General features: G+C 64.9%; 21 protein-coding genes. 16 read left to right on the top strand and 5 right to left on the bottom strand.

Annotated features, from left to right (window positions below; genetic code table 11):
- Positions 1-98 precede the first annotated feature (98 nt).
- Positions 99-2,075 (bottom strand): site-specific recombinase, encoded by a 1,977-nt coding sequence (locus tag KW830_RS19185; RefSeq protein WP_218334099.1) that lies wholly within the window; start codon positions 2,073-2,075, stop codon positions 99-101.
- A 7-nt stretch (positions 2,076-2,082) separates the two neighbouring features.
- Positions 2,083-2,496: a Co2+/Mg2+ efflux protein ApaG gene (gene apaG, locus KW830_RS19190; RefSeq protein WP_066541395.1), complete on the bottom strand. Its 414-nt coding sequence runs from the start codon at positions 2,494-2,496 to the stop codon at positions 2,083-2,085.
- 31 nt (positions 2,497-2,527) lie between these two features.
- Here apaG and rpe point away from each other — a divergent pair, with 31 nt between their 5' ends.
- The 9 genes from rpe (at position 2,528) to KW830_RS19235 (ending at position 10,363) form a co-directional block, all read left to right on the top strand.
- The gene (gene rpe, locus KW830_RS19195; RefSeq protein WP_066541393.1) at positions 2,528-3,211 is read left to right on the top strand and encodes a ribulose-phosphate 3-epimerase; all 684 of its coding nucleotides are present in this window, start codon (positions 2,528-2,530) and stop codon (positions 3,209-3,211) included.
- A 319-nt stretch (positions 3,212-3,530) separates the two neighbouring features.
- Positions 3,531-4,265: a phosphoglycolate phosphatase gene (locus KW830_RS19200; RefSeq protein ID WP_066541391.1), complete on the top strand. Its 735-nt coding sequence runs from the start codon at positions 3,531-3,533 to the stop codon at positions 4,263-4,265.
- Between the two features lie 445 nt (positions 4,266-4,710).
- Entirely contained in the window at positions 4,711-6,210 is a 1,500-nt protein-coding gene (trpE, locus tag KW830_RS19205) for an anthranilate synthase component I (RefSeq protein ID WP_218334100.1), read from the top strand.
- Positions 6,210-6,551 (top strand): chorismate mutase, encoded by a 342-nt coding sequence (locus KW830_RS19210; protein WP_066541388.1) that lies wholly within the window; start codon positions 6,210-6,212, stop codon positions 6,549-6,551. Before trpE ends, KW830_RS19210 begins: the two co-directional genes overlap by 1 nt.
- Positions 6,548-7,129: an aminodeoxychorismate/anthranilate synthase component II gene (locus tag KW830_RS19215; RefSeq protein ID WP_218334101.1), complete on the top strand. Its 582-nt coding sequence runs from the start codon at positions 6,548-6,550 to the stop codon at positions 7,127-7,129. The genes KW830_RS19210 and KW830_RS19215 overlap by 4 nt, the downstream gene beginning before the upstream one ends.
- A gap of 158 nt (positions 7,130-7,287) precedes the next feature.
- Complete coding sequence (trpD, locus tag KW830_RS19220; RefSeq protein WP_218334253.1) at positions 7,288-8,322, top strand: anthranilate phosphoribosyltransferase; 1,035 nt, start codon at positions 7,288-7,290, stop codon at positions 8,320-8,322.
- Positions 8,319-8,477 carry a hypothetical protein gene (locus tag KW830_RS19225; protein ID WP_172591760.1) on the top strand — a complete coding sequence of 53 codons (159 nt, stop codon included), beginning with the start codon at positions 8,319-8,321 and terminating at the stop codon, positions 8,475-8,477. Before trpD ends, KW830_RS19225 begins: the two co-directional genes overlap by 4 nt.
- Positions 8,478-8,634: 157 nt before the next feature.
- Positions 8,635-9,471, top strand: a complete 837-nt coding sequence (gene trpC / locus KW830_RS19230; protein WP_218334102.1) for an indole-3-glycerol phosphate synthase TrpC — start codon at positions 8,635-8,637, stop codon at positions 9,469-9,471.
- 172 nt (positions 9,472-9,643) lie between these two features.
- A complete protein-coding gene (locus KW830_RS19235; RefSeq protein WP_066541381.1) occupies positions 9,644-10,363 on the top strand; it encodes a uracil-DNA glycosylase in 720 nt (239 codons plus the stop codon).
- Between the two features lie 109 nt (positions 10,364-10,472).
- Here the strand turns inward: KW830_RS19235 and KW830_RS19240 are convergent, their stop codons facing one another.
- On the bottom strand, positions 10,473-11,339 hold the full coding sequence (locus tag KW830_RS19240; protein ID WP_218334103.1) for a Wzz/FepE/Etk N-terminal domain-containing protein: 867 nt from the start codon (positions 11,337-11,339) through the stop codon (positions 10,473-10,475).
- Between the two features lie 264 nt (positions 11,340-11,603).
- Between KW830_RS19240 and KW830_RS19245 the strand changes: the two genes are divergently transcribed.
- The 6 genes from KW830_RS19245 to KW830_RS19270 all read left to right on the top strand — a co-directional run bounded on the left by KW830_RS19245 (position 11,604) and on the right by KW830_RS19270 (position 19,607).
- On the top strand, positions 11,604-12,530 hold the full coding sequence (locus KW830_RS19245) for a siderophore ABC transporter substrate-binding protein (protein ID WP_225608868.1): 927 nt from the start codon (positions 11,604-11,606) through the stop codon (positions 12,528-12,530).
- Positions 12,514-13,545 carry an ABC transporter permease gene (locus tag KW830_RS19250; RefSeq protein ID WP_218334104.1) on the top strand — a complete coding sequence of 344 codons (1,032 nt, stop codon included), beginning with the start codon at positions 12,514-12,516 and terminating at the stop codon, positions 13,543-13,545. The genes KW830_RS19245 and KW830_RS19250 overlap by 17 nt, the downstream gene beginning before the upstream one ends.
- 3 nt (positions 13,546-13,548) lie before the next feature.
- Positions 13,549-14,562 carry an iron chelate uptake ABC transporter family permease subunit gene (locus tag KW830_RS19255; RefSeq protein WP_218334105.1) on the top strand — a complete coding sequence of 338 codons (1,014 nt, stop codon included), beginning with the start codon at positions 13,549-13,551 and terminating at the stop codon, positions 14,560-14,562.
- Positions 14,559-15,317 carry an ABC transporter ATP-binding protein gene (locus KW830_RS19260; protein ID WP_218334106.1) on the top strand — a complete coding sequence of 253 codons (759 nt, stop codon included), beginning with the start codon at positions 14,559-14,561 and terminating at the stop codon, positions 15,315-15,317. The genes KW830_RS19255 and KW830_RS19260 overlap by 4 nt, the downstream gene beginning before the upstream one ends.
- A 315-nt stretch (positions 15,318-15,632) precedes the next feature.
- Entirely contained in the window at positions 15,633-17,810 is a 2,178-nt protein-coding gene (locus tag KW830_RS19265; protein ID WP_218334107.1) for a TonB-dependent siderophore receptor, read from the top strand.
- A gap of 120 nt (positions 17,811-17,930) precedes the next feature.
- Positions 17,931-19,607, top strand: a complete 1,677-nt coding sequence (locus KW830_RS19270; RefSeq protein ID WP_218334108.1) for an alpha/beta hydrolase-fold protein — start codon at positions 17,931-17,933, stop codon at positions 19,605-19,607.
- 99 nt (positions 19,608-19,706) lie between these two features.
- Here the strand turns inward: KW830_RS19270 and queA are convergent, their stop codons facing one another.
- Complete coding sequence (queA, locus tag KW830_RS19275) at positions 19,707-20,795, bottom strand: tRNA preQ1(34) S-adenosylmethionine ribosyltransferase-isomerase QueA (RefSeq protein WP_066541356.1); 1,089 nt, start codon at positions 20,793-20,795, stop codon at positions 19,707-19,709.
- A gap of 217 nt (positions 20,796-21,012) precedes the next feature.
- Between queA and KW830_RS19280 the strand changes: the two genes are divergently transcribed.
- Positions 21,013-22,194: a GGDEF domain-containing protein gene (locus KW830_RS19280; protein ID WP_066541352.1), complete on the top strand. Its 1,182-nt coding sequence runs from the start codon at positions 21,013-21,015 to the stop codon at positions 22,192-22,194.
- Positions 22,195-22,254: 60 nt separating this feature from the next.
- On the opposite strand, the gene KW830_RS19285 is transcribed toward KW830_RS19280, so the two are convergent.
- The gene (locus KW830_RS19285; RefSeq protein ID WP_066541350.1) at positions 22,255-23,508 is read right to left on the bottom strand and encodes an HD-GYP domain-containing protein; all 1,254 of its coding nucleotides are present in this window, start codon (positions 23,506-23,508) and stop codon (positions 22,255-22,257) included.
- Positions 23,509-23,553: the final 45 nt, after the last annotated feature.

A 23,553-nucleotide genomic window follows, 5' to 3' on the forward strand; every position in this document is an offset into this window, starting at 1 on the left:
GTGCCGGCGCAGTGGCCCGCACGGGTGGAGGCGCGACCGCGGCCGTGGTGGCCGGGGCGCCTGGCATCACGCAGCAGCGTGCCCTGGGTGGCTGGGGTTCAACGTGTGCCGGATGGCAGGAAGAAGCTCAGCGGGCGGACGCGTAGCCGGTGGCGAATGCCGGCGTAGATGCGCGAACGCTCCACGCCGCTGACGTTGTGCGCACGCAAGGCGGTGCGAAACGCCAGAAGAAAACTGACCAGCACATTCAGTGCGCCGTTGAAGGGCAACATGGCCGCGGCCCACCAGAAGGCAGGCAGGTGCAGGACCTGCAGGCCCAGCGTAGCACTGGCAACGCCGATCTGACCAGAGGACAGTGTCACATGACGTACTTCCAGCCCCAGTCCGAAAAAGCCTGCAATGGCCGGGGTCAGCCCCAGCATGAAGCCCAGGGCGATGTTGGAGGTTAAGCCCGAGATGTTCTGGCGCAGAAAGCCGGACCAGCGCAGGGCCCGCTTTTCGCCCAGCAGCCGGGTGATGCGGGGGTTGTAGCGGATGGCGGAATCCATGCGCCGCAGCACAAACCAGTTCTCCACCCAGCCGCCCAGGATGCTGCTGGCATACAGCAGCACGCCGGTGAAGGCGGCAAACAGCAGCGACGGGCCCAGCAGGCTCAGCGAATCCAGGGTCTGCAGTGCATGGATGGGGTCCAGCGGCGGGGAGCCCCACAGGCGTGCCACCAGCAGCGACAGGCCTAGTGCGGCAGGGAACACCACCAGCACATTGCCCAGGACGGCCGCCACCTGCGAACGGGTGAGGTTGGCCACTTCGTCGACGAATTCCTCGACGGCGTTGCCGCGCTCCAGATCCTTGAGCTTGGCGGCAATGGCCGGCGCCGTCATCGCCGGCTGCTTGGTGGCCACGGTAAAGTGCAGCAGCTGGATCAGCACAAAGCTGATGGCGTAGTTGATGCCGGCCAGAAAACCGCCCCAGAAGGCCGACAGCGCCAGGACATGCAGGGCCAGCTTGAGCAGGGTGGTGAAGGACATCACCAGGCCACCACCGGCGGCGCGTCGCACCATGTCCAGGTATTCGCGCGGGGTGCGGGTGATGTAGTGCTCACCGGTTTCGGCGCTGCGTTCCGTGATCTTGGCGGCCAGCAGCGAGGAATTGGCGTCATACAGCGCACGCAGGCTGCGGCGGTCGCGGCCCACGCTGACAAAGCCTGCCAGCAGGCGGGCCGCATCCAGTTCGGGGCGCGTGGACAGCAGGCAGTCCAGCAACTGGCGCACGCGCACGATGCGGGTGCGCAGCTGGCGCAGGCGGAACACCAGACCGACCGAGATGCCTTCGGCCGCAAAATGCGTATACACCGTGCCGACCGCCGCGCGGCAGGCGTCCAGTCGCTCGCGCAGGCGGGCCTCGGCCTGCTCCAGCCGGTCGGTGGTGCGCAGGCCGTGGAGCACTTCCACGCGCAGGCTTTCCACATCGTGGATTAGCGCGTGGAAAGGCTTTTCATCGCGGATTTCCTCGCTCATGCGCAGGCGCAGCTCGGGGGCAAAGCCGGTCGACAGGATCTGGCCCGCGCAGTAGGTGATGGCGCCCAGCAGCGCGTGCTGCCAGAAGCTGGCGCCCGGGCTGCCCGCGGGGCTGAGGGCCAGGGCCAGGCGCTGCAGCAGAGGTTCGTCCAGCGCCTGGAGCCAGCGCACATCGAACTCTTCGTTCAGCGCGATGGAGAATAGTTCGGAGGCGTCGATCGTCTCGGGCGTGCTGGGCAGCAGCTTGTAGCGCAGGCGTTCCGTCAGCTCGCTGAAGAAGGCGGTGCGGGGGGCAAAACCAAAATCGGCCAGCAAGGTGGTGATGTCCACCTGGTCGATGAACTGCAGCCACCACAGTTGCAGGCGTGCGGCGGCATCGGGGTCGGCGTCCAGGGCATCCAGAAACAGGCGCACGCGCTCCACCGCGCCTTCGGTGGACGGATGGGCGGCGCGCACCCATTCGATCAGGTGAATCAGCCAGAGGTGGCGCTGGGCCAGTTCGGCATGGGGGTTGAGCTCCGCCAGCAGGCGGGGCAGGTCATAGGCATTTCGCTTCATGCGTCCTTCAGTGGAGGATGCGGGTGGCCGGCATGGCGGCGGGCATGCCGTCATCCGGATCTTCGACATCAAGCACAAACAGGGGGATGGGCGTGTGGAACACCTCGGCGTCTTCGGCGACGCACAGATAGCTGCCGTGCATGGTACCGGTGGACGTGGTCAGCTCGCAGCCGCTGGTGTAGCGGTGGGCCTCGCCGGGCTGCAGCAGGGGCTGGCGCCCGACCACCCCCAGGCCGCGTACCAGTTGTTCGCGGCCGTGGGCGTCATGGATATGCCATTCTCGGGCCACCAGCTGGGCAGCCACCGTGCCGGTGTTGGTGATGGTGATGGTGTAGGCAAAGCGAAACATTCCCTCCTGCGGCGCGGACTGCGCGGGCAGGTACTGGGTTTCGACTTCCACCTGAAACTCGTAGGTCGGCATGGTGCAATGGTAACTGCGACAATTCAAAGCCATGAGCCCCACCTACCGCATTGCCCCTTCCATCCTGTCTGCCGACTTTGCCCGCCTGGGCGAAGAAGTGCGCAACGTCATTGCTGCCGGCGCTGACTGGATCCACTTCGATGTGATGGACAACCATTACGTGCCCAACCTGACATTTGGCCCCATGATCTGTCAGGCTTTGAAGCCCCATGCCGTGACCCCCACCGGCCAGCCTGTGCCCATCGACGTGCACCTGATGGTGCAGCCCGTGGACGATCTGGCCACGGCCTTTGCCAAGGCGGGCGCGGACTACATCAGCTTCCACCCCGATGCCTCGGGCCATGTGCACCGCAGCATCCAGAACATCAAGGGACATGGCTGCAAGGCCGGCCTGGTGTTCAACCCCGCCACGTCGCTGGACGTGCTGGACTGGGTGATCGAGGACATCGACCTGATCCTTCTGATGAGCGTGAACCCCGGTTTCGGTGGCCAAAGCTTCATCGACAGCACGCTGCGCAAGGTGGAAGCCGCACGCAAGCGTATCGAAGCCTCCGGCAAGGACATCCGCCTGGAGGTGGATGGCGGCATCAAGGAAGCCAACATCCGCGCCGTGGCCGATGCGGGTGCCGACACCTTTGTGGCCGGCAGCGCCATCTTCGGCAAGCCCGACTACCGGGCCGTGATCGACACCATGCGCGCCAACCTGGCGGCCTGATGCGGCCTGTATGCCGGGACGCCTTCCCGAGGAGGGCTCGCATCAGTGTTTTTGGCCGCCGACGCTAGCGCGCAATGTGCAGAGTACGTTATGAACCATCTGCGCGCAGGATCCGCCGTGGCGGGAAAAGCCTTCCAGCCTATTGCTGGAAGGCTTTTTTCATGGCGCCGCGGGCAGCAGGCACATGCGCAGGAGTGCGGGGATAATTTGCGGCTCTGGCTTCGGACCTGCGCTGTGCCGGCAGGGGTCCATGAAGATGGGTTGTTTCTGGTGGCTTGTGCCGCCTGGGTGCGCACAGGCGGCCCACTTTGGGATATCTATGCAAGTGCAATTTCCAGCGGGCCATACCCGCAAGACCGTGGATGTGGATGCCGCCATCGTGGACCTGGACGGGACCATGGTGGACACCATCGGCGACTTTGCCGAGGCCATCACCCGCATGCTGGCCGATCTGCAGCTGCCCGCGCTGCCGGCCTCTGCGGTCGAACACATGGTGGGCAAGGGCACAGAGCACCTGCTGCGCAGCGTGCTGGCCCATGTGCTGCAGCATGCCGGCCATCCGCAGGCAGAGCGGGATGCGGCTGTGCAGGCGCTGTTTCCGCAGGCGCTGGCACGGTATGAGCACCACTACATCGCCATCAACGGCCAGTATTCGGCCGTGTACGACGGGGTGGCGCAAGGGCTGCAGGCGCTCAAGGATGCAGGCCTGCGCCTGGCGTGCGTGACCAACAAGCCCATGGCTTTCACCGTGCCGCTGCTGGCCGCCAAGGGGCTGGAGGGCCTGTTCGAGCAGGTGTTCGGGGGCGATTCCTTCCCCCGGAAAAAGCCGGATCCCATGCCCTTGCTCAAGACCTGCGAGGCGTTGGGCACCCCGCCCGCACGCACGCTGATGCTGGGCGACTCCAGCAACGACGCCCAGGCGGCACGGGCAGCCGGCTGCCCGGTGGTGCTGGTGAGCTATGGCTACAACCACGGCCAACCGATCCACGGCGTGGATGCCGACGGTTTTGTGGACAGCCTGGTGCAGCTGCAGGCTGTGTTGGCGCTGGCCTGAGCCGGGTCCGGGCGGTTGCAGCTTGGCCGCACGGCTTTCTGAGGGCGCTGTGGTGGCGGGATGCCGGTGCCATGCGGCGGCCGTGTCGGGGCCGTAACGGAAGACCACACGCGGTGGCAATGCTCTGCGCCAGGGCATGGGCGGGCGCGATGGTCGGGATTGCAGGACAAGATGCATCCCATCCGCCGGTCCGTGCGCAGGTTTGCTACACTTTGGCGCTATGTTCATTCACTACGTGTTCATCACAGGTTGCGCGGACCGGGGAGCCTGGCCCTGGCGCAAGCCATCCGTCATGACCGTTTAACACGCACGCGGGTGCATTGCCGCGCGTGCACCCGTAGTCCCTGCCGTTGCGCACGGGGCGCAAAGAATGAACCCGCGGCGCCCGTGGGCCTGCCTGGCCCCCACAAGACCGGAGCGCCGCCCGCGATGGGAATCTGCTCCTGTGATCACGGAACTCGAATTCAAAAGCCTGGCCAGCGAAGGCTATAACCGCATCCCCCTGGTGACCGAGGCGTTTGCCGACCTCGAAACGCCGCTGTCCCTCTATCTCAAGCTGGCGCATGCCAACGGCGACGGCAAATACAGCTTTCTGCTGGAGTCCGTCGTCGGCGGAGAGCGCTTCGGGCGCTACAGTTTTATTGGACTGCCCAGCCACACCCATCTGCGTGCCAGCGGCTTTGGCGCGGCGGCCAAGACCGAGGTGGTGACCGGCGGCGCCGTGGTGGAAACGCATGTCGGCAATCCGCTGGACTTCATTGCCGACTACCAGAAGCGCTTCAAAGTGGCCCTGGTGCCCGGCCTGCCGCGCTTCTGCGGCGGTCTGGCCGGCTACTTCGGCTATGACGCGGTGCGCTATATCGAGAAGAAGCTCGAAGCCAGCTGCCCTCCCGACACGCTGGGCACGCCCGACATCATGCTGCTGCAGTGCGAGGAGGTGGCCGTCATCGACAATCTGTCGGGGCGCCTGTACTTCATCGTCTATGCCAATCCGGCCGAGGCCGAGGCGTATTCCAAGGCCAAGCGTCGCATGCGCCAGCTGAAGGACCAGCTGCGCTACTCGGTCAGCGCGCCCCAGATCAAGGGCGGTGACAGCCACCCGGCCGAGCGCAGCTTTGCCAAGGCGGACTACCTGAAGGCAGTGGGCGAGGCCAAGGAGCTGATTGCGGCCGGCGACTTCATGCAGGTGCAGGTCGGTCAGCGCATCCACAAGCGCTACACCGAATCGCCGCTGGCGCTGTACCGCGCGCTGCGCTCGCTCAATCCCAGCCCCTATATGTACTACTACCACTTCGGCGACTTCCAGGTGGTGGGGGCCAGCCCCGAGATCCTGGTGCGCCAGGAAAAAGTGGAGGAGGGCGAGAAGATCACCATCCGTCCGCTGGCCGGCACACGCCCGCGTGGCGCCACCCCCGAGAAGGACAAGGCAGCCGAGCTGGAACTGGTGAACGACCCCAAGGAGCGTGCCGAGCATGTGATGCTGATCGATCTGGCGCGCAACGACATTGGTCGCATTGCCAAGACCGGCAGCGTGAAGGTGACCGAGGCCTTTGTGGTGGAACGCTACAGCCATGTGATGCACATCGTCAGCAACGTCGAGGGCATTCTGCAGGACGGCATGACCAGCATGGACGTGCTCAAGGCCACGTTCCCGGCAGGTACGCTGTCGGGCGCGCCCAAGGTGCACGCCATGGAAATCATCGACAGGCTGGAACCCACCAAGCGCGGCATCTACGGCGGCGCCGTGGGGTATCTGAGCTTTGCCGGCCACATGGACATGGCGATTGCCATTCGCACCGGCGTCATCAAGGACGGCATGCTGTATGTGCAGGCGGCGGCCGGTGTGGTGGCCGACTCCGTTCCCGAGATGGAGTGGAAAGAAACCGAACACAAGGCGCGCGCCATGCTGCGCGCGGCAGAGCTGGTAGAAGAAGGACTCGAGTAATGACGCGCGCGATCGACAAAGTGAAAACCTGCAGCACCATGGCAGAAGTGCGTGCCGGCGTGAATGCGCTGGACGACATCCTGGTGCCACTGCTGGTGGAGCGCAGCGGCTACATGACCCAGGCCGCCACGGTGAAGAACGACGAAGCCCTGGTGCGCGATGAAGCCCGCATCCAGACCATCATCGACAGGGTGCGGCCCCAGGCGATGGCCCAGGGCGGCAATCCCGACCTGATCGAACGCCTGTACCGCGCCATGATGGAGTGCTACATCGATTACGAACACCAGGAGCTGGCCCGTCTGCGCGCTGCCGGCCTGCAGCCCAAGGGGGAGCAGCCATGAAGCTCCTGATGATCGACAACTACGACAGCTTCACCTACAACATCGTCCAGTATCTGGGCGAGCTGGGGGCGGATGTGACTGTGGTGCGCAACGACGAAACCACGCTGGACGCGGTGATCCAGCTGGTGGCGGAGCAGGGCATCGAGCGCATTGTGATCTCGCCCGGTCCCTGTTCGCCGGCGGAAGCGGGCATTTCGGTGGCCGCCATCCAGCACTTTGCCGGCAAGCTGCCGTTGCTGGGTGTGTGCCTGGGCCACCAGGGTATTGGCGCGGCGTTCGGTGGTGACATCGTTCGTGCGGGCCAGCAGATGCATGGTAAGACCAGTGTCATCACCACCGACCAGCGCGGCGTGTTCGCCGATCTGCCTAAGCAGTTCACCGTCAACCGCTACCACTCGCTGGTCATTGACCGGGCCACGATGCCGGACTGCCTGGAAATCACCGCCACCAGCGAGGACGGCGAGATCCAGGGCGTGCGACACAAGACGCTGGCAGTGGAGGGTGTGCAGTTCCACCCGGAAAGCATCCTCACGGAGCACGGGCATGCCATGCTGAAGAACTTTCTGGAACAGAAATAAAACCCGGGCCGCGCTGCCACCAGCAGCCGGCCCTTTCATTTTGCACCGCTGCTGTGTGCAGGCCGCTTCGGTTTCCAAGCAAAAACAACCTGAAACCCGGCGCCTCGCGCATACCAGGCAGCACCAGCCACCGCAAAGGAATACGGACCATGGCCACCATCAACGCCATCACCCCCCAGGAAGCGCTGCAGCGCACCATCGAACACCGCGAAATCTTCCACGATGAAATGCTGCACCTGATGCGCATGATCATGCGCGGGGAGCTCTCGCCCGTGATGACCGCCGCCATCGTCACCGGTCTGCGCGTGAAGAAGGAAACCATTGGCGAAATCTCCGCGGCCGCCGAGGTGATGCGGGAGTTCTCCAATAAGGTGCAGGTGCACGACAAGTCCCACCTAGTGGACATTGTGGGGACCGGCGGCGATGGTGCCAATACCTTCAACATCTCGACCTGCTCGACCTTTGTGATCGCGGCGGCCGGCGGCAAGGTCAGCAAGCACGGTGGACGCAGCGTCAGCAGCAAAAGCGGCAGTGCCGATGCCATGGAAGCGCTGGGCATCAACATCACCCTGCAGCCCACGCAGATTGCGGACTGCATCCGCGATGTGGGCATCGGCTTCATGTTCGCGCCCAACCACCACCCGGCCATGAAGAATGTGGCCCCGGTGCGCAAGGAACTGGGCGTGCGTACCATCTTCAACATCCTGGGGCCGCTGACTAACCCGGCTGGTGCGCCCAACATCCTGATGGGGGTGTTCCATGAGGATCTGGTCGGCATCCAGGTCCGTGCGCTGCAGCGCCTGGGTGCTGAACACGCACTAGTGGTCTATGGCCGTGACGGCTTGGACGAAATCAGCCTGGGTGCCGGGACGCTGGTGGGCGAGCTCAAGGACGGCTTGGTGCGCGAGTATGAAGTCCACCCCGAAGACTTTGGCTTGCGCATGGCGGGTACGCGTGCACTGAAGGTGGAGAACCCCGAGGAATCCAAGGCCATGCTGCTAGGTGTGTTGCAAGGCGACCAGGGGCCTGCGCGTGACATCGTCTGCCTGAATGCCGGTGCTGCCTTGTACGCTGCCAATGTGGCCCGCAGCATTGAAGACGGCCTGCTGCGTGCCCAGCAGGCACTGGACAGCGGTGCCGCGCTGCAGAAACTGCAGCAACTGGTTGCCTACACGGGCAAACTGTCTGCATGAGCCTGCTCGATGCCCCGATCTGGAACGATGCTGGCACGTGGATCGTGCTGGGCATTTCGCTGCTGTTCCTGGTGGTTGGGGTGGTGATGCACCGCATCATCCTGCAGATCGCCCGCACGCCGGCGCCTGACAAGCCAGCGCCGCCCACGGACTGAAGCATGCAGGCCCCGGCGGTGTGGGTGCTTCATAGCATGCGTCACGCGGCAGCCTGGAGGGCTTACCGATGGAGTGATGTGGCTGGCGGCAGGCAAGGCGCGACAATCGAATGCATAGAAAGCCCCGTCAGGGGCTGCGACGAACAAGGGAATCCATATGTCCGACATTCTGAAAAAAATCTGCGACGCCAAGGTGCAGGAAGTGGCGGAAGCCAAGCAGCGTACGCCGTTCGAGGCCATGCGCCGCGATGCCGAAAGCCGTGTCAGCACACGCGACTTCGTGGGTGCGCTGCGCGCCAAGATCGCAGCCGGCCAGGCCGGTGTGATTGCAGAGATCAAGAAGGCCAGCCCCAGCAAGGGTGTGATCCGTCCGGACTTCGATCCGGCCGACATTGCCCAGAGCTACATGGTGGGCAACAGCAACACCAAGGCGAAGATCCACGGCAACGCCACGGCCGCCTGCCTGTCGGTGCTGACCGACCGCCAGTTCTTCCAGGGCGAGCCTGATTTCCTCAAGCAGGCCCGTGCCAGCACGCTGCTGCCGGTGCTGCGCAAGGACTTCATGGTGGATCCCTACCAGATCTACGAATCGCGGGCCATGGGTGCCGACTGCATTTTGCTGATCGCTGCCTGCCTGGAAGACAGCCAGATGGCGGAGATGGAGCAGATCGCCCACAGCCTGGACATGGCGGTGCTGGTGGAGGTGCACGATGGCGTGGAGCTGGAGCGGGCGCTCAAGCTCAAGACCGAACTGGTGGGCATCAATAACCGCAATCTGCGCACCTTCGAAGTCAATATCCAGACCACACTGGACCTGCAAAAGCAGGTGCCGGCCGACCGTCTGCTGGTGACCGAGTCCGGCATCATGACCCGTGACGATGTGAAGACCATGCGCGATGCGGGCATCAACGCCTTTCTGGTGGGTGAAGCCTTCATGCGTGCGGATGAACCGGGCGAAGCGCTGGCCGCCTTGTTTGCCCATCCCAAGAAATAAGGCCATTGCACGGCACCGCGTCTCTGCCCGCAGCGGCACGCTGTGCGGTGACGGATGGTGTGCAGGGGATGGCTGGTGCACGCGGCCAAGTTGGCAAGTGCGGGGAGCGCGCCAGAATCAGTGCACTGCGCTCGCTGGCCATTCGTGTTTTTGAGTAGGAAAGTGGTCTGAAATGTCCGATGCAAGCGCTGGAACAGCAACGCAACTGGAAAGCGCCAATCCCAGCGACTGGGCCGTGGCGCCTGGCTGGCAGGCGGCGGTGGATGCGTTCTTCTTCTCGCCCTCCGGCCAGCAGTTGCTGGACTATCTGCAGCAGCGCCTGGATGCGGGTGCGGTGGTGTTTCCACCGCAGCCGCTGCGTGCACTGGAGTTGACCGCGCCCGAGGATGTGCGGGTGGTCATTCTGGGGCAGGACCCCTACCATGGGAGAGGACAGGCCGAAGGGTTGGCGTTTTCCGTGGCCAGCGGCGTGCGGCTGCCGCCTTCGCTGCAGAACATCTTCAAGGAAATCCAGCGCGACCTGGGGGCGCCATTTCCCCCATTCCCGCAACCTGGTGGCAGCCTGGTGAAGTGGGCACAGAACGGTGTGCTGCTGCTCAACACCTGCCTGACCGTGGAAGAAGGCCAGGCCGCCAGCCACAGCAAGCGCGGCTGGGAGCTGCTGACCGATGCCATCATCCGTCAGGTGGCCGAACAGGGCCGGCCCACGGTCTTCATGCTCTGGGGCAGCCATGCCCAGTCCAAGCGCCTCTTGATCCCGCAGGACCGCGGTCACCTGGTGCTGATGAGCAACCACCCCTCACCGCTGTCCGCATTGCGTCCGCCTGTGCCCTTCATCGGCAATGGGCACTTTGGGCAAGCCAAGCGGTTTCGGGAAACGCACGGATATTGAGATCCGGATGTGCTGTGGCTCCTGGCATGAAGTGCCAGCTGTTTTGACGTTCGCACCATAAAAAAGGCATGCGCTAAGCATGCCTTGGAGGAGTTTGGTCGTCGGGTGTTTATGGTTTCAGGCCAAGTGCTGCACGCAGGCGCGCGACTTTTCCCGCTTGCGCGGGATTCTGGTTGGCCCCGTGCAAGGCATGACGGATCAGAACGAACAGCAGTAGCAACATGCCGCCAGCGGCGGTGCAGCCGAGCACAATCAGCGACTTCTGGGGCTTGGCGGGCAGCTCTGTCAGAGTGGGTTGCTGGGCCAAATTCTCTTCAGTCAGGCCTTCCATCTGGGACTCCAGCTTGGAAATGAGCTCTTGCCTTTTGCTGTTCGACGCCTGCAGCTCGCCATACAAACGGGAAAGTCCTTCGCTGCTGGTGCCGCTTTGCAACTGTTTGAGGGTCGCGGCTTCCAGCATTTCTGCCGAGGCCAAGCGTGCGCTTTCTGCCTCCAGTTGCTGTTGCAGACGTTCCTGCTCTTTCCCGCGTGGAGCGGTGTGGGGCAAAAGTTTTTTCCAGATGGTGGCGTTGAGTGTCTGGGCCTTTTCAGGGGTGGGGCCTTGGGTTGTCAGCGTAACCAAGGGGGCTTCCTGTTTGCCCACAGCGACCTGAATCAGCGCCTCCATTTTCTTCAGCCGTTGGGCGCTGCTTACATCCTGCTCAAACTGCAGATCTTTGGCGACCTGCTCCAGAATATCGGCAGATTTGATATAGCTTGCGACCACTTGGCCGGAAACATCCAATCCATTTTTGCTGGGCGACAGTATCGAGGTACTTTCGTAAGTTTTGGGCAGCGAAAAAGCAATCGCCAACCCCAAAAGGCCGGCCAGCATGGTCCCTGCTACAAGCAGCCGAAGATTTTCGGCAATTACCACGAGCAGATCCAGAAGATCAATCTCATTATCGGGAGGCGTATATGTTTCTGGAGACTGCATTACATCTGTAGCATGGCTATGGATAGCCTTTGAATCTAGCATGTTTGTCACAGACTCTGCACTTTGGTTCGTCCGATACGTCGCGTATGTGTGTCATTTTGTCGAGTGCTCGGTAAAAGCCGCCTCAGGCGGATCAAGGAAGCGTTTGCAATGCCCTCGTTTGGGAGTGGTAGCAATTCTTTCGGAACTTTTACTGAGAATGATTCTCATAAAATGGATTCGATGGGCTTTTGGCCCTCTTGAATGCATCGCAAAGGAATGGATATGCAAGGTTTGTGGACGCGCCGCCAGACGTTGGCGGGCTTGGGTGTGGTGTTGGCCCTGTCGTGGTCGGCGGCGCAGGCGGCAAATGTCAAGGTGCAGGACAACACCGGTGAGGTGTCTATGCCGCTGCAGCCCAAGACTGTGCTGGTCTATGACCTGGGCGCGCTGGACATCATTCAGACCTTGGGCGGGGCGGTGCACGGGGTCCCCAACCAGGCGCTGCCGCCGTTGCTGGCGGGCTACAAGGATGCCGCCAAGTACCCACAGATCGGCAGCCTGTTCGAGCCCGATTACGAAAAGATCAAGGCCCTCAAGCCCGACCTGATCATTGCCGGCAACCGCACGCTGCCCAAGATCGATGAACTCAAGAAGTTCGCACCCGTGCTGGATGTGACGATCGGCGACGGTGACCAGCTGACGCAGATCTACCGCAACATCCGCGCCATCTCGGCCGTGTACGGCGTGCCGCAGAAGGGGGCGGCCGAGATCAAGCAGATCGAGTCCGAAATCGCCGATGTGAAGTCCAAGGCACAGAAGCAGGGTTCGGCCCTGATGCTGATGACCAATGGCGGCAAGATGAGCGTGTACGGCCCGGGCTCGCGCTTTGACATGCTGTACACGGTGTTTGGCGTGCAGCCCATCAAGGACAAGATCGAGGTCTCCAAGCATGGCCAGGCCGTGTCCTTCGAGTACCTGCTCAAGACCAACCCCGACTGGATGCTGGTGCTGGACCGCGATGCGGCCATCAGCCGCGAAGGCGCTTCGGCCCAGAAGCTGCTGGACAACAAGCTGGTGCATGCCACCAAGGCCTGGCGCAACCAGCACATCGTCTACCTGAATGCGGCGAACTGGTATCTGCTGTCCAACGCCGGTCCGGGCGCGCTCAGGGAGAACCTGAAGCAGCTGTCCGATGCTTTCGGCAAGTAAGGCGCCCCGCACCCATCCATCTCCGCCACCCGCGTCCGGATGGGCTGGGGGCAGTGCCAAGGTCATCGCCGCCGCCGTTGCCCTGCTGGCGCTGGCCATGGCCAGCTTGGCCGTGGGCGTCAGCGATGTGTCCTGGAACACGCTGTGGAGCCGCAGCGAGGACGATCTGGTGGCCCAGGTGCTGATGTACTCGCGCGTGCCGCGCACACTGGCCTTGGTGCTGGCCGGTTCGGCCATGGCGGTGGCGGGCTTGCTGATGCAGATGCTGGCACGCAACCATTTTGTGGAACCATCCACCGTGGGCACGGTGGAGTCGGCCACGCTGGGCATGCTGGTGTGCATTCTGTGGGCGCCGGACTGGCCGGTGATGGCCAAGATGGGCGTGGCGGCGCTGTTTGCGCTGGCGGGCACCGGCCTGTTCATTGGCGCACTGTCGCGCATCCGCCTGCGCACGGCGTGGATCGTGCCGCTGGTGGGCTTGATTCTGGCGGGCGTGATCGAGGCGGGCACCACCTTCCTGGCCTACCAGCACGACATGATCCAGTCGCTGCGTGCCTGGTCGAACGGCGATTTTTCGGCCGTCGTCGAAGGCCGCTACGAGATGCTCTACCTGTCGCTGGCGGTCACCGTGGTGGCCTGTCTGGCGGCGGACCGCTTCACAGTGGCGGGCCTGGGCGAATCCTTCGCCACCAACCTGGGACTGAACTACAAGGCGCTGGTCTGGCAGGGGCTGATCGTGGTGGCGCTGGTCACGGCCTGCATCGTGGTCACGGTGGGCAGCATTCCCTTCGTGGGGCTGATCGTGCCGAATGTGGTGCGCCTGCTGGTGGGTGACAACGTGCGCCGCAGTGTGCTGTGGGTGGCGGCGGCGGGCGCCGGGCTGACGCTGGCCTGCGATCTGGTGGGGCGCCTGGTGATTGCGCCCTATGAAATTCCGGTGGGCACGGTGATGGGCGTGGTGGGCAGTGCGCTGTTCCTGGCCATCCTGCTGCACCAGCGAAAGCGGGAGGGCTGAAGCATGCCGACCTTGAATCCCGCCGCCGTGGCGGATGCCAAGCCCGCGCCTGTGGCGCCGGTGCGCTGGCAGCGCCCGGGTGCGCGGCTGGGGCTGCTGGCTGTGCTGGCGCTGCTGGCCATGACCGCGTTCATGACCGTGGGTGTGGAGGCCGACTGGGCCTTTGTGCTGCAGCACCGCGGCACCAAGCTGGCGGCCATGGTGGTGGTGGCCTGTGCGCTGGGCATGTCCACCGTGGTGTTCCAGACCGTGACGCACAACACCATTCTGACGCCGGCGGTGATGGGCCTGGATGCGCTCTATCAGTTGCTGCAGGCGGTGCTGGTGCTGGTGCTGGGATCCGTGGGCGTGGTGGCGCTGGGCATGGTGCCCAAGTTCGGGCTGGAGATTGTCTGCATGGTGGCGCTCAGCGTGCTGCTGGTGCGCTGGTTGTTTGCGGGCCAGGCAAGCAGCCTGCACCTGATGCTGCTGGTGGGCATGGTGGCGGGCATCCTGTTTCGCAGCCTCACCAGCTTTGCCATGCGCATGATCGATCCCAACGAGTTCGCCTCGCTGCAGGACCGCATGTTCGCGAATTTCAACACCATCCAGACGCCGTTGCTGTTGCCTGCCGGCATCCTGCTGCTGCTGGGCGGTGGCTTCTTCTGGCGCCGCCGCCATGTGCTGGACGTGCTGGCGCTGGGGCGGGATGCCGCCATCAACCTGGGGCTGGACTATCGCCGCCAGGTGCTGCAGCTGCTGCTGGTGGTCTGCACCATGGTCGCGGTATCGACCGCGCTGGTGGGGCCGGTGACCTTCTTCGGTCTGCTGGTGGCCAATATGGCCTACCAGTGGATGGGGACACGCCGCCACGCCTGGGTGCTGCCGGCCGTGCTGCTGTGGGGAACCGTCCTGCTGCTGGGCGGCCAGGTGGTGCTGGAGCGGGTGCTGGGCTTCAATTCTGCGCTGTCGGTGGTGGTGGAATTTGTAGGCGGCCTGGTGTTTATTGCGCTGCTGATGCGCAGGGGAAAGCAATGATCGAGACGCGCGACATCGTCAAGCGCCATGGCAGCACCACCGTGCTGCACGGTGTGACGGTGCAGATTCCGGAGCGGCAATTCACGGCCATCATCGGCCCCAACGGGGCAGGCAAGAGCACGCTGCTGTCGCTGGTCAGCCGCCTGATGCCGATCAGCAGCGGCAGCGCCAGCGTGGCCGGACTGGATGTGGCCACCACGGCCAGCGATGCGCTGGCCCGTGTGATGGCCATCCTGCGCCAGGACAACCAGAGCACGCTGCGCCTGACGGTGCGCGACCTGGTGGGTTTTGGCCGCTTTCCGCACAGCAAGGGCCGCATGGCGCCCGACGACCTGCGCCATGTGGACGAAGCACTGGAATACCTGCACCTGCAGGATTTGGCCGAGCGCTTTCTGGACGAGCTGTCTGGCGGCCAGCGCCAGCGCGCCTACATCGCCATGGTGCTGTGCCAGGACACCCCCTACATTCTGCTGGATGAGCCGCTGAACAACCTGGACATGGCCCATGCCGTGACCATGATGAAGCTGCTGCGGCGCATGGTGGACGAGCGCGGCAAGACCGTGGTCGTGGTGCTGCACGACATCAACTTTGCCAGTTGCTATGCCGACCACATCGTGGCGATGAAGGACGGGCAGCTGGCCTATATCGGCACACCTGCCACCGTGGTGCGCAACGAGGTGCTGAGCGCGCTCTACGGCATTCCCGTCTCGGTGCATGAGATCCAGGGGCAGCGCTTGTGCCACTACTTTGCGTGATGGCCGTTCCCATGGGGGAGGGCGCACCGCCGCGCCTGTGTAGCGAGTGTGTCTGCGGTTGGTAGCGGTGCTGGCACGGTGGCTGCCATTGGCAGTCACGTCGGTGCTTGTTTTTTGGTAGCAGGTACGGCCGGTATCAAGCCACACCCCACCGACAGGGATGCGTAGCGGGAAAGCGCTGGCCGATGGGAGAGGCGGCGCAAGACTGCGTGCGCCTCTCAAGTTTGGGTCAGGATGTACGCACCGATACAAAACGTGAGTGATAATAATTCTCATTAAAAATCACTCCTTGGCCCGTGTGGGCCTTTTTTGTTCATGTCTCCTTCGCATCGCACCCTGTTCCCCGCTGCGCGCAGCGGCTTGCTGTCTCCCCATGTCCTGGCCTTGGCCGGTGTGCTGGGCCTGAGTGCCTCCGTCGCACGGGCCCAGGACGAGCCCACCACCACGCTCAAGGAAGTCACCGTGCGTTCGGCACAGGATGTGCAGACGCTGCCTGCCCCGGCGGCAGGGGTGCAGGTGGCCAAGGGCGCCGGCCTGGGTCTGCTGGGCAACCGCGATGTGATGGATGCACCGTTCAACATCACCAGCTACACCCAGCAGGTGATTGCCGACCAGCAGAGCGCCACGGTGGCGGCGGTGCTGGAAAACGACCCCTCGGTGCGCTTCACCACCAATGCCGGTCACGCCTACGAAAACTACACCATCCGCGGGCTGGAGGTGAATTCCAGCGATGTCTCTCTCAACGGCCTGTACGGCATGGCGCCCGACGGGCACATTCCCACCGAAATGCTGGAGCGTGTCGAAGTCCTCAAGGGCCCGGGCGCGCTGCTCAACGGCATGGCGCCGGGCGGCGCCGTGGGCGGTGTCGTGAATGTGGTGACCAAGCGTCCCACGGCCGATGACCGCACACAGCTGACCACCTCGTTCGCCACGGGTTCGCAGTTCGGTGTGCACGCCGACGTGTCCAGACGCTTTGGGGAAGAGCGCCGGCTCGGCATCCGTGTCAACGGCAGCATGGCCAGCGGTGAAACCGATGTCGACGACCAGAAGCGCCGCAAGCGCCTGGGTGCGCTGGCGATGGACTACCAGGGCGATCGCTGGACGCTGGGGCTGGACGCCTACAGCTACCGCTCCACCATCGCCAATGGCAGCCCGCTGATGGTGGGCTTTGCCACGGTGGGCCATATGGTGGCCGCGCCGGATGCCTCGCTGAACCAGTTCCGCGGCATGCAGGCGGAGCAGCAAAGTGACGGCGTGATGCTGCGCGGTACGGCCGAGCTGAACGACGCCTGGAGCGTGTACGGCAGCCTGGGCTGGGCCGAGCACGAATACACCGGCATGCTCAACGGCACGCGCGGCATTCTGCAAAAAGACGGCCACACGCTGAACACCCAGACCTACAACCAGTATGGCTACACCAAGAACCTCACCGGGGATGTGGGGGTGCGCGGCAAGTTCCGCACCGGCGCGGTGGCGCATGAACTGGTGCTGTCCATGAACCAGCTGCGCCAGGAAGGCGGGCGTGGCCTGAATGCCAAGGGCGGCGTGCCGTCGGCCAGCTATGTGAGCGATCTGTATGCGCCCAGCGACAAGGTGGTGTTCAGCAGCGAGGCGACCGCCTACAAGCAGGAAAAGGACAACGTCATCACCAGCTATGCCATGGCCGACACGCTGAGCATGCTCGATGGCAAGCTCGCCGTCACCGCCGGTCTGCGCCTGCAGCAGGTGGAGCAGAAGATGGCCGGCTACGACGCCCAGGCCACCACGCCCATGCTGGGCATTGTGGCCAAGCCCTGGGGAGGGCATCTGTCGCTGTACGCCAACTACATCGAAGGCCTGAGCGCAGGCACCACCGTGGCCGCCGGGTACGCGAATGCCGGCGAGACCCTGAAGCCCTACCAGACCCAACAAATGGAGGCTGGGGTCAAGTGGCAGAACGCCGGGCTGACGCACACCTTCTCGCTGTTCCAGATCAGCAAGCCCTCCGCCATTTCGGTGAACCGCGTGGGGGATACGCTGCCCACGCTGGTGGATGACGGCGAGCAGCGCAACCGCGGTGCGGAGTGGACCGTGTCGGGCAAGCTCGCATCCGCGTGGACGCTGCTGGGTGGCGTGGCCTACACCCAGGCCAAGCAGACCAAGACCCAGGGCGGCAGCAAGGACGGGCTGGACATGTATGGTGTGCCGCGCTGGACGGCGAATCTGGGGGCCGACTATGCCGTGGCCGCCGTGCCGGGGCTGGCGGTCAGCGGCCGCATGGTCTACACCGGTACGCAGTGGGTCAATTCCAGCAACACCATCCAGGCGCCCAGCTGGACGCGTTTTGACGCCGGGGTGCGCTATGCCACCCGCATGGGCGGCAAGCCCGTCACCCTGCGCGCCAACCTGCAGAATCTGTTTGACCGCCAATACTGGGCGGGTGCATTCGCCGACAACTTCATGACCGTGGGTGCACCGCGCACGCTGCGTCTGTCGGCCACGGTGGACTTCTGAACCGTATGTTGCGCCGGGTGAATTCGTCCGGCGCATTGCCATGACCACAGCCCCGGTGCGCATACCCTGCGCCGGGGCTGTGGTGCAGGAGAGGGCCACGCCGAGGGCAACGAAGCAGACATGACCTTGAAAAGAATTTTGCAGAAACCCACCCCCTTCGCCCTGGCCGGGGTCCTGTGCGCGGTGCTCGCTGGCGCGGCGGAGGCGCAGGACAACAGCCCGGAGCCGATGCTGAAAAAAACGGTGCAGACCGCCGTTGCCGCCGCAGGGCAGCGGCTGCCGCTGGAAGTGCCCGCCGGCCAGGTGGTGCAGCTGCGCATCACCGGGGAGAACGTGCACGTCGATCTGCGCGATGCCCAGGGGCGGCATCTGCGCCGCCTGGCCGAGAACGGCCGGGGCGTGCAGACGGCCATGTGGCGTACCCAGGGTGCACAGCACGAACAGCTGTGGGCCACGCCCGTGCTGGCCGGCCTGCCGGCCACGGCGGGCCTGCAGGTGCTGCAGACCTGGACCAGCGAAGGGCCCGCACCCCTGTCTGCCGCGGACACGCCGATGGGGCCGCAGCTGCAGGCGCTGGAGCAGGCCGTGGCCGGCGGCGCTGGCACCGAGGCGTTCTGGCAGACCGTGCAGCAGCAGGGTGCGCCGCTGGTGGAGCCGTGGCAGGATGGCCAACTGCTGGTGACCTTTGTGTGGCGCGACCGGGGCAACACCAATGTGCGCCTGTTCGGCAGCCCCAGCGGCGACCACAACCCGCTGCAGAAGCTGGCCGGCAGCGATGTCTGGTGGACCAGCGTGGTGATGGACCCGCGCGCGCGCCTGAGCTATGGGCTGGCGCCGGATGTGCCGCAGATTGCCGATACGCGGCAGCAGCGGCGCATGATTCTGGCCACACTGCAGCGCGATCCGCTGAACCCGGCGGTCTTTCCCACCGCCCCGTGGGGCGGGCTGGACGACATCCACCAGGGGCGCTCGGTGCTGAGCCTGCCGCAGGCGCCTGCCCAGCCCTGGGTCGCCGCACGCGCCGGGGTGCCGCGCGGCACGCTGACACGCCATGTGGTGCACAGCGCCATCCTGGGCAATGAGCGCGATGTGTGGACCTACGTGCCTGCGGGCGCGGGCGCGCAGGGCGTGCAGGGGCTGCTGGTGCTGTTCGACGCCCATGCCTATGTGCACGACGTGGCCACGCCGCGCATTCTGGACAACCTGGTGGCCGATGGCCTGCTGCCGCCGGTGGCGGCGGTGATCGTGGGCAATGCCAGTCCCGAGGTCCGGGGGGACGAGCTGCCACCCAACCCGCAGTTCGCCCGCTTCATGGCCGAGGAGCTGATGCCCTGGGTGCAGGCCCAGGGCCTGGGGCAGATGGCGCGCCGCACCGTGGTCGCGGGCAGCAGCTATGGGGGGCTGGTGTCCAGCTACCTGGGGCTGACGCACCCGGAGCTGTTCGGCAACGTGCTGAGCATGTCAGGCTCCTACTGGTGGGCACCAGAGGGCGAAGCGCCGGGCTGGATGCAGCGGGCCTGGCAGACGCTGCCCGCGCCCATGCCGAACGTGCGCTTCTACCTTGATGCGGGCCTGTTCGAAAGCGGTCGGGGCGCGCGCGACGGCATTCTGGAAACCACGGCCGAGCTGAGCGACGTGCTGCGCGCGCGCGGGCTGTGGGTGATGCAGCGCAGCTTCGTCAGCGGCCACGACTATGTGCAGTGGCAGGCGTCGCTGGGCTGCGGCCTGGTGGCGCTGCTGGCCCCGCAGCATATGCAGCTGTCGCGCGTGCGGGGCTGCAAGGGCGTGCCGCAGTAGGCGCGCCGGCTTCTCCGGGAGCCCCCGCTCCGGAGCGGGGCATGCAGGGCGACAAGGGGGGCTTGACGCCCTGGGGCGATCGGCAAACGCCGCGGTGGCTCAGCGCTTGCGCTCCAGCAGCATCGAATCGCCGTAGCTGAAGAAGCGGTACTCGTTCTGCACCGCATGCTGGTACAGCTCCATCACGTGCTTGTAGCCGGCCAGGGCGCTGACCAGCATCATCAGCGTGCTCTTGGGCAGGTGGAAGTTGGTGATCAGGCAGTCCACCACGCGGAACTCGAAGCCGGGGGTGATGAAGATGTTGGTGTCGCCGCTGATCTGGCCGGTGCGGGCCCAGGATTCCAGCGTGCGCACGCTGGTGGTGCCCACGGCGATGATGCGGCCACGGCGCTGGCGGCAGCGCTCCAGCGCAGCCAGCGTGCCCAGCGGAATGTTGTACCACTCGCTGTGCATCTGGTGTTCGGCGATGTTCTCCACCTTCACCGGCTGGAAGGTGCCGGCCCCCACGTGCAGCGTGACCGAGGCGGTCTCCACGCCGCGCTCCTTCAGCGCATCCAGCACGCCCTGGTCGAAGTGCAGGGCTGCCGTGGGCGCCGCGACGGCGCCGGGGTGGCTGGCGAAAACGGTCTGGTAGCGTTCGGTGTCCTCGGCTTCGTCCGGGTCTTCGTCGCTGTTCTGGTTGCGGGCGATGTAGGGCGGCAGCGGCAGGTGGCCGAACTGCTCCATCAGATCCCAGGGGGTGGCGTTGTGGGCGCCCTGCAGCGCAAAGCGGAACAGCGGGCCGCTTTCATCGGGCCAGCGGCCCAGCAGCGTGGCATCGAAGCCGCCCTTGCCCAGACCGCCGTGCAGATGGATCTTGGCGCCAGGCAGGGGCTTTTTGCTGACCTTCATATGGGCCACGACCTCGTTGCCTTCCAGCACGCGTTCGATCAGCAGTTCCAGCTTGCCGCCACTGGCTTTTTCTCCGAACACGCGGGCCTTGACCACCTTGGTGTCGTTGAAGACCAGCAGATCGCCTTCGTGCAGCAGATCGGGCAGCTCTTTGAACACGCGGTCCACCGGAGGGCTCTGGCGGCCGTCCAGCAGGCGCGAGGCGCTGCGTTCGGCGGCAGGGTGTTGGGCAATCAGATGCTCGGGCAGAGCAAAGTCGAAATCACTGAGGGTGTGCGGGCGGGGACTGAAAGACATGCGTGTTCTTGAGGGCCTGACAAGCCCGTTCCAAGGTCGAAACCGAAAGACGAATTGTCGCAAATACCGGCGACGGGGCGCAAAAGCATACGGGTAATTCCCCTGATCGCTCCGCATATGCCCCCGGGGTCCATGGGAATGTTTGCGCCGTATCAGTACACGTACAAAGCGCACGGCCTAGACTGGCTAGTTACTTACTGCAACAAGTGGTGTGGGCATGGACACGACATTTGTCTGGGACGACAACTTCATTACCGATCTGGAAGGCGTGGATGGGCAACACCATGCGCTGGTGGATCTGTTCAACGAATTGAGCGGTGCGCTGTTTCGCCAGGGGCAGGGCCAGGACAACGACGCCCTGCTGGAAGACATCTACCGCCGTCTGCTGGCCTATACCGAATACCACTTTGCCGAAGAAGAAGAGCTGATGCAGCAGCACGGTCTGGACGAACGCCACATGCAGCCGCACCGCCATCTGCACCAGCAGTTTGTGGAGCAGGTGGCACTGCTGTGGCGCCAGCGCAAGAGCATGGCCGACCCGGGCACCACGCTGGTGGGCTTTCTGACCTCGTGGCTGGGCCTGCACATCCTGGGCGTGGACCAGTCGATGGCGCGGCAGATCTGCTCTATCCGCGGCGGCCTGTCGCCGGCCCAGGCCTTCGACCAGGAGCGCCGCAACAACGACAACGGCACCCAGGCGCTGCTGAAGATGATCGGCAAGCTCTACACCGCGCTGTCGCTGCAGAACATGCAGCTGGCCGAATCCAATCTGCTGCTGGAAGAACGCGTGGCCGAACGCACCCAGGAGCTGGCCCAGGCCAATGTGCGGCTGGAAGCCATGTCGCGCACCGATGGCCTGCTGCAGATTGCCAACCGCGCCTACTTTGAGGAACGCCTGGTGCAGGCCTGTGCCCAGGCCGGCCGCAGCGGCCGGCCCGTGGGGCTGGTGATGGTCGATGTGGACCATTTCAAGCGCTACAACGACCACCACGGCCACCAGCAGGGCGACCGCTGCCTGCAGGCCGTCGCCCAGGCGTTGCGCACCAGCGTGCACCGCGTCAGCGATGTGGTGGCGCGCTACGGTGGTGAAGAGTTTGCCGTGATCCTGCCGGACACCGACGCCGAAGGCGCGCTGGCCGTGGCCAGGCAGATCGTGCGCAATGTACGCCTGCTGGAGCTGGCGCACGGCAACTCGCCGGTCTGGCCTTGCGTCACCGTCAGCGCGGGCGCGGCCAGCATGGTGCCGCCCGCCAGCAAGGACGGTCGCTATGGCCGCACCCAGCTGGTGGACATGGCCGATGCGGCGCTTTACGGCGCGAAATCGCTGGGGCGCAACGGCTGCCAGCTGGCAGCCGCGCCGCAGGTGCCGGCGGAAGACGCCACCCAGCAGCCGGTCTGAAGCCCGCACGCGCCTTGCAGCCTGCAGGCGGGCGCTTGCCTACCGCGCCCCGTGGCGCCTTCAGGCTGTGGCAGCTGCACCCTTGCGCCACAGCGTTTCCAGGTGGGTGAACGGCCATTCGCCCGGGTCTTCCTGGCAGACGATGCGGTCCTGGCCCGGCTGGGACAGATCGACCAGTTGGGGGCTGAGATTGCGCTGGCTTTGTGTGCAGTAAAACACCACCACGCGGGGGGCGGTCAGGCTTTTGACCGAGGGCTCGCTGACCACGGCCAGCCGTTCGGATTGCAGGCGCACCAACGATCCCACCGGGTAGATGCCCACGGTTTTGACAAAGGTTTCGAACAGGCGCTTGTCCAGGTGGGTACCCGTCCATTCGGCCATGCGGCGCAGCGATTCGGACGGGGGCCAGCCTTTCTTGTAGGGGCGGTCGGAGGTGATGGCGTCGTACACATCGCAGATGGCGGTCATGCGTGCCAGCAGGCTGATTTCATCGCCCCCCAGTCCGTCGGGGTAGCCACCGCCATCCAGCCGCTCGTGGTGGTGCAGGCAGGCGTCCAGCACGGTGGCATCCATGTCGCTGCTGCCGCACAGCAGGTCATAGGCGGCGCGGGGGTGGCCCTTGATGTGCGCAAACTCTGCGTCCGTCAGTTGCCCGGGTTTGTTCAGAATGGCCGGGTCCATGTGGGCCTTGCCCAGGTCGTGCAGCAGGCCGGCCATGCCGGCGCGCCGGACCGCGGCCTCGTCATGGCCCAGCTTGCGTGCCAGGGCCACCATCAGGCCGCTGACCGCCACCGAGTGCATGTAGGTGTAGTTGTCGGCCGTCTTCAGGCGCGCCACGCTCAGCAGGGCATCCGGGCTGCGCAGCACGGAGCCGGTGATTTCGTTGACCAGGTTTTCGGCCATGTCCATGCCGATGGCGCGCCCCATGCGGGCTTCGCTGAACATGTCCAGCATGGCATCGCGCGACTGCTCGCACAGCGCCATGGCCGTGTGCAGCTCCTTGCCCAGGGAGGTCGGCGCCGTGTCGATGGCCGCCAGCGGGCGCGCCTGCGGTTTGGCCGTGGGCGGTGTGCGGTCCGGGTCGGATGTCTGCTGGGGATCCCAGACCACGCAGGGCACGCCGGGGGCAATGTCCTTGCCGCGGGCCGGATCGATCCAGACCTCCGTGACCTTGCTTTTGCGCAGCCGCTGCAGGTCGGACGCATCGGTCAGCAGGAAGGCACTGCGCCAGAAAGGGTGGGAGATCCAGGGGCCGCACATCTCGTAGATGTACATGCCGGTGGTCAGGTGCTGAACGGAGATGCGCTTGAACATGCGATAGGGGCGGCACTTTGGCGCTGGTCAGGAGTGGACCATGGT

This window comes from Comamonas sp. CMM03, assembly GCF_019218715.1.
GTDB classification, from domain to species: Bacteria; Pseudomonadota; Gammaproteobacteria; order Burkholderiales; family Burkholderiaceae_C; genus Comamonas; species Comamonas terrigena.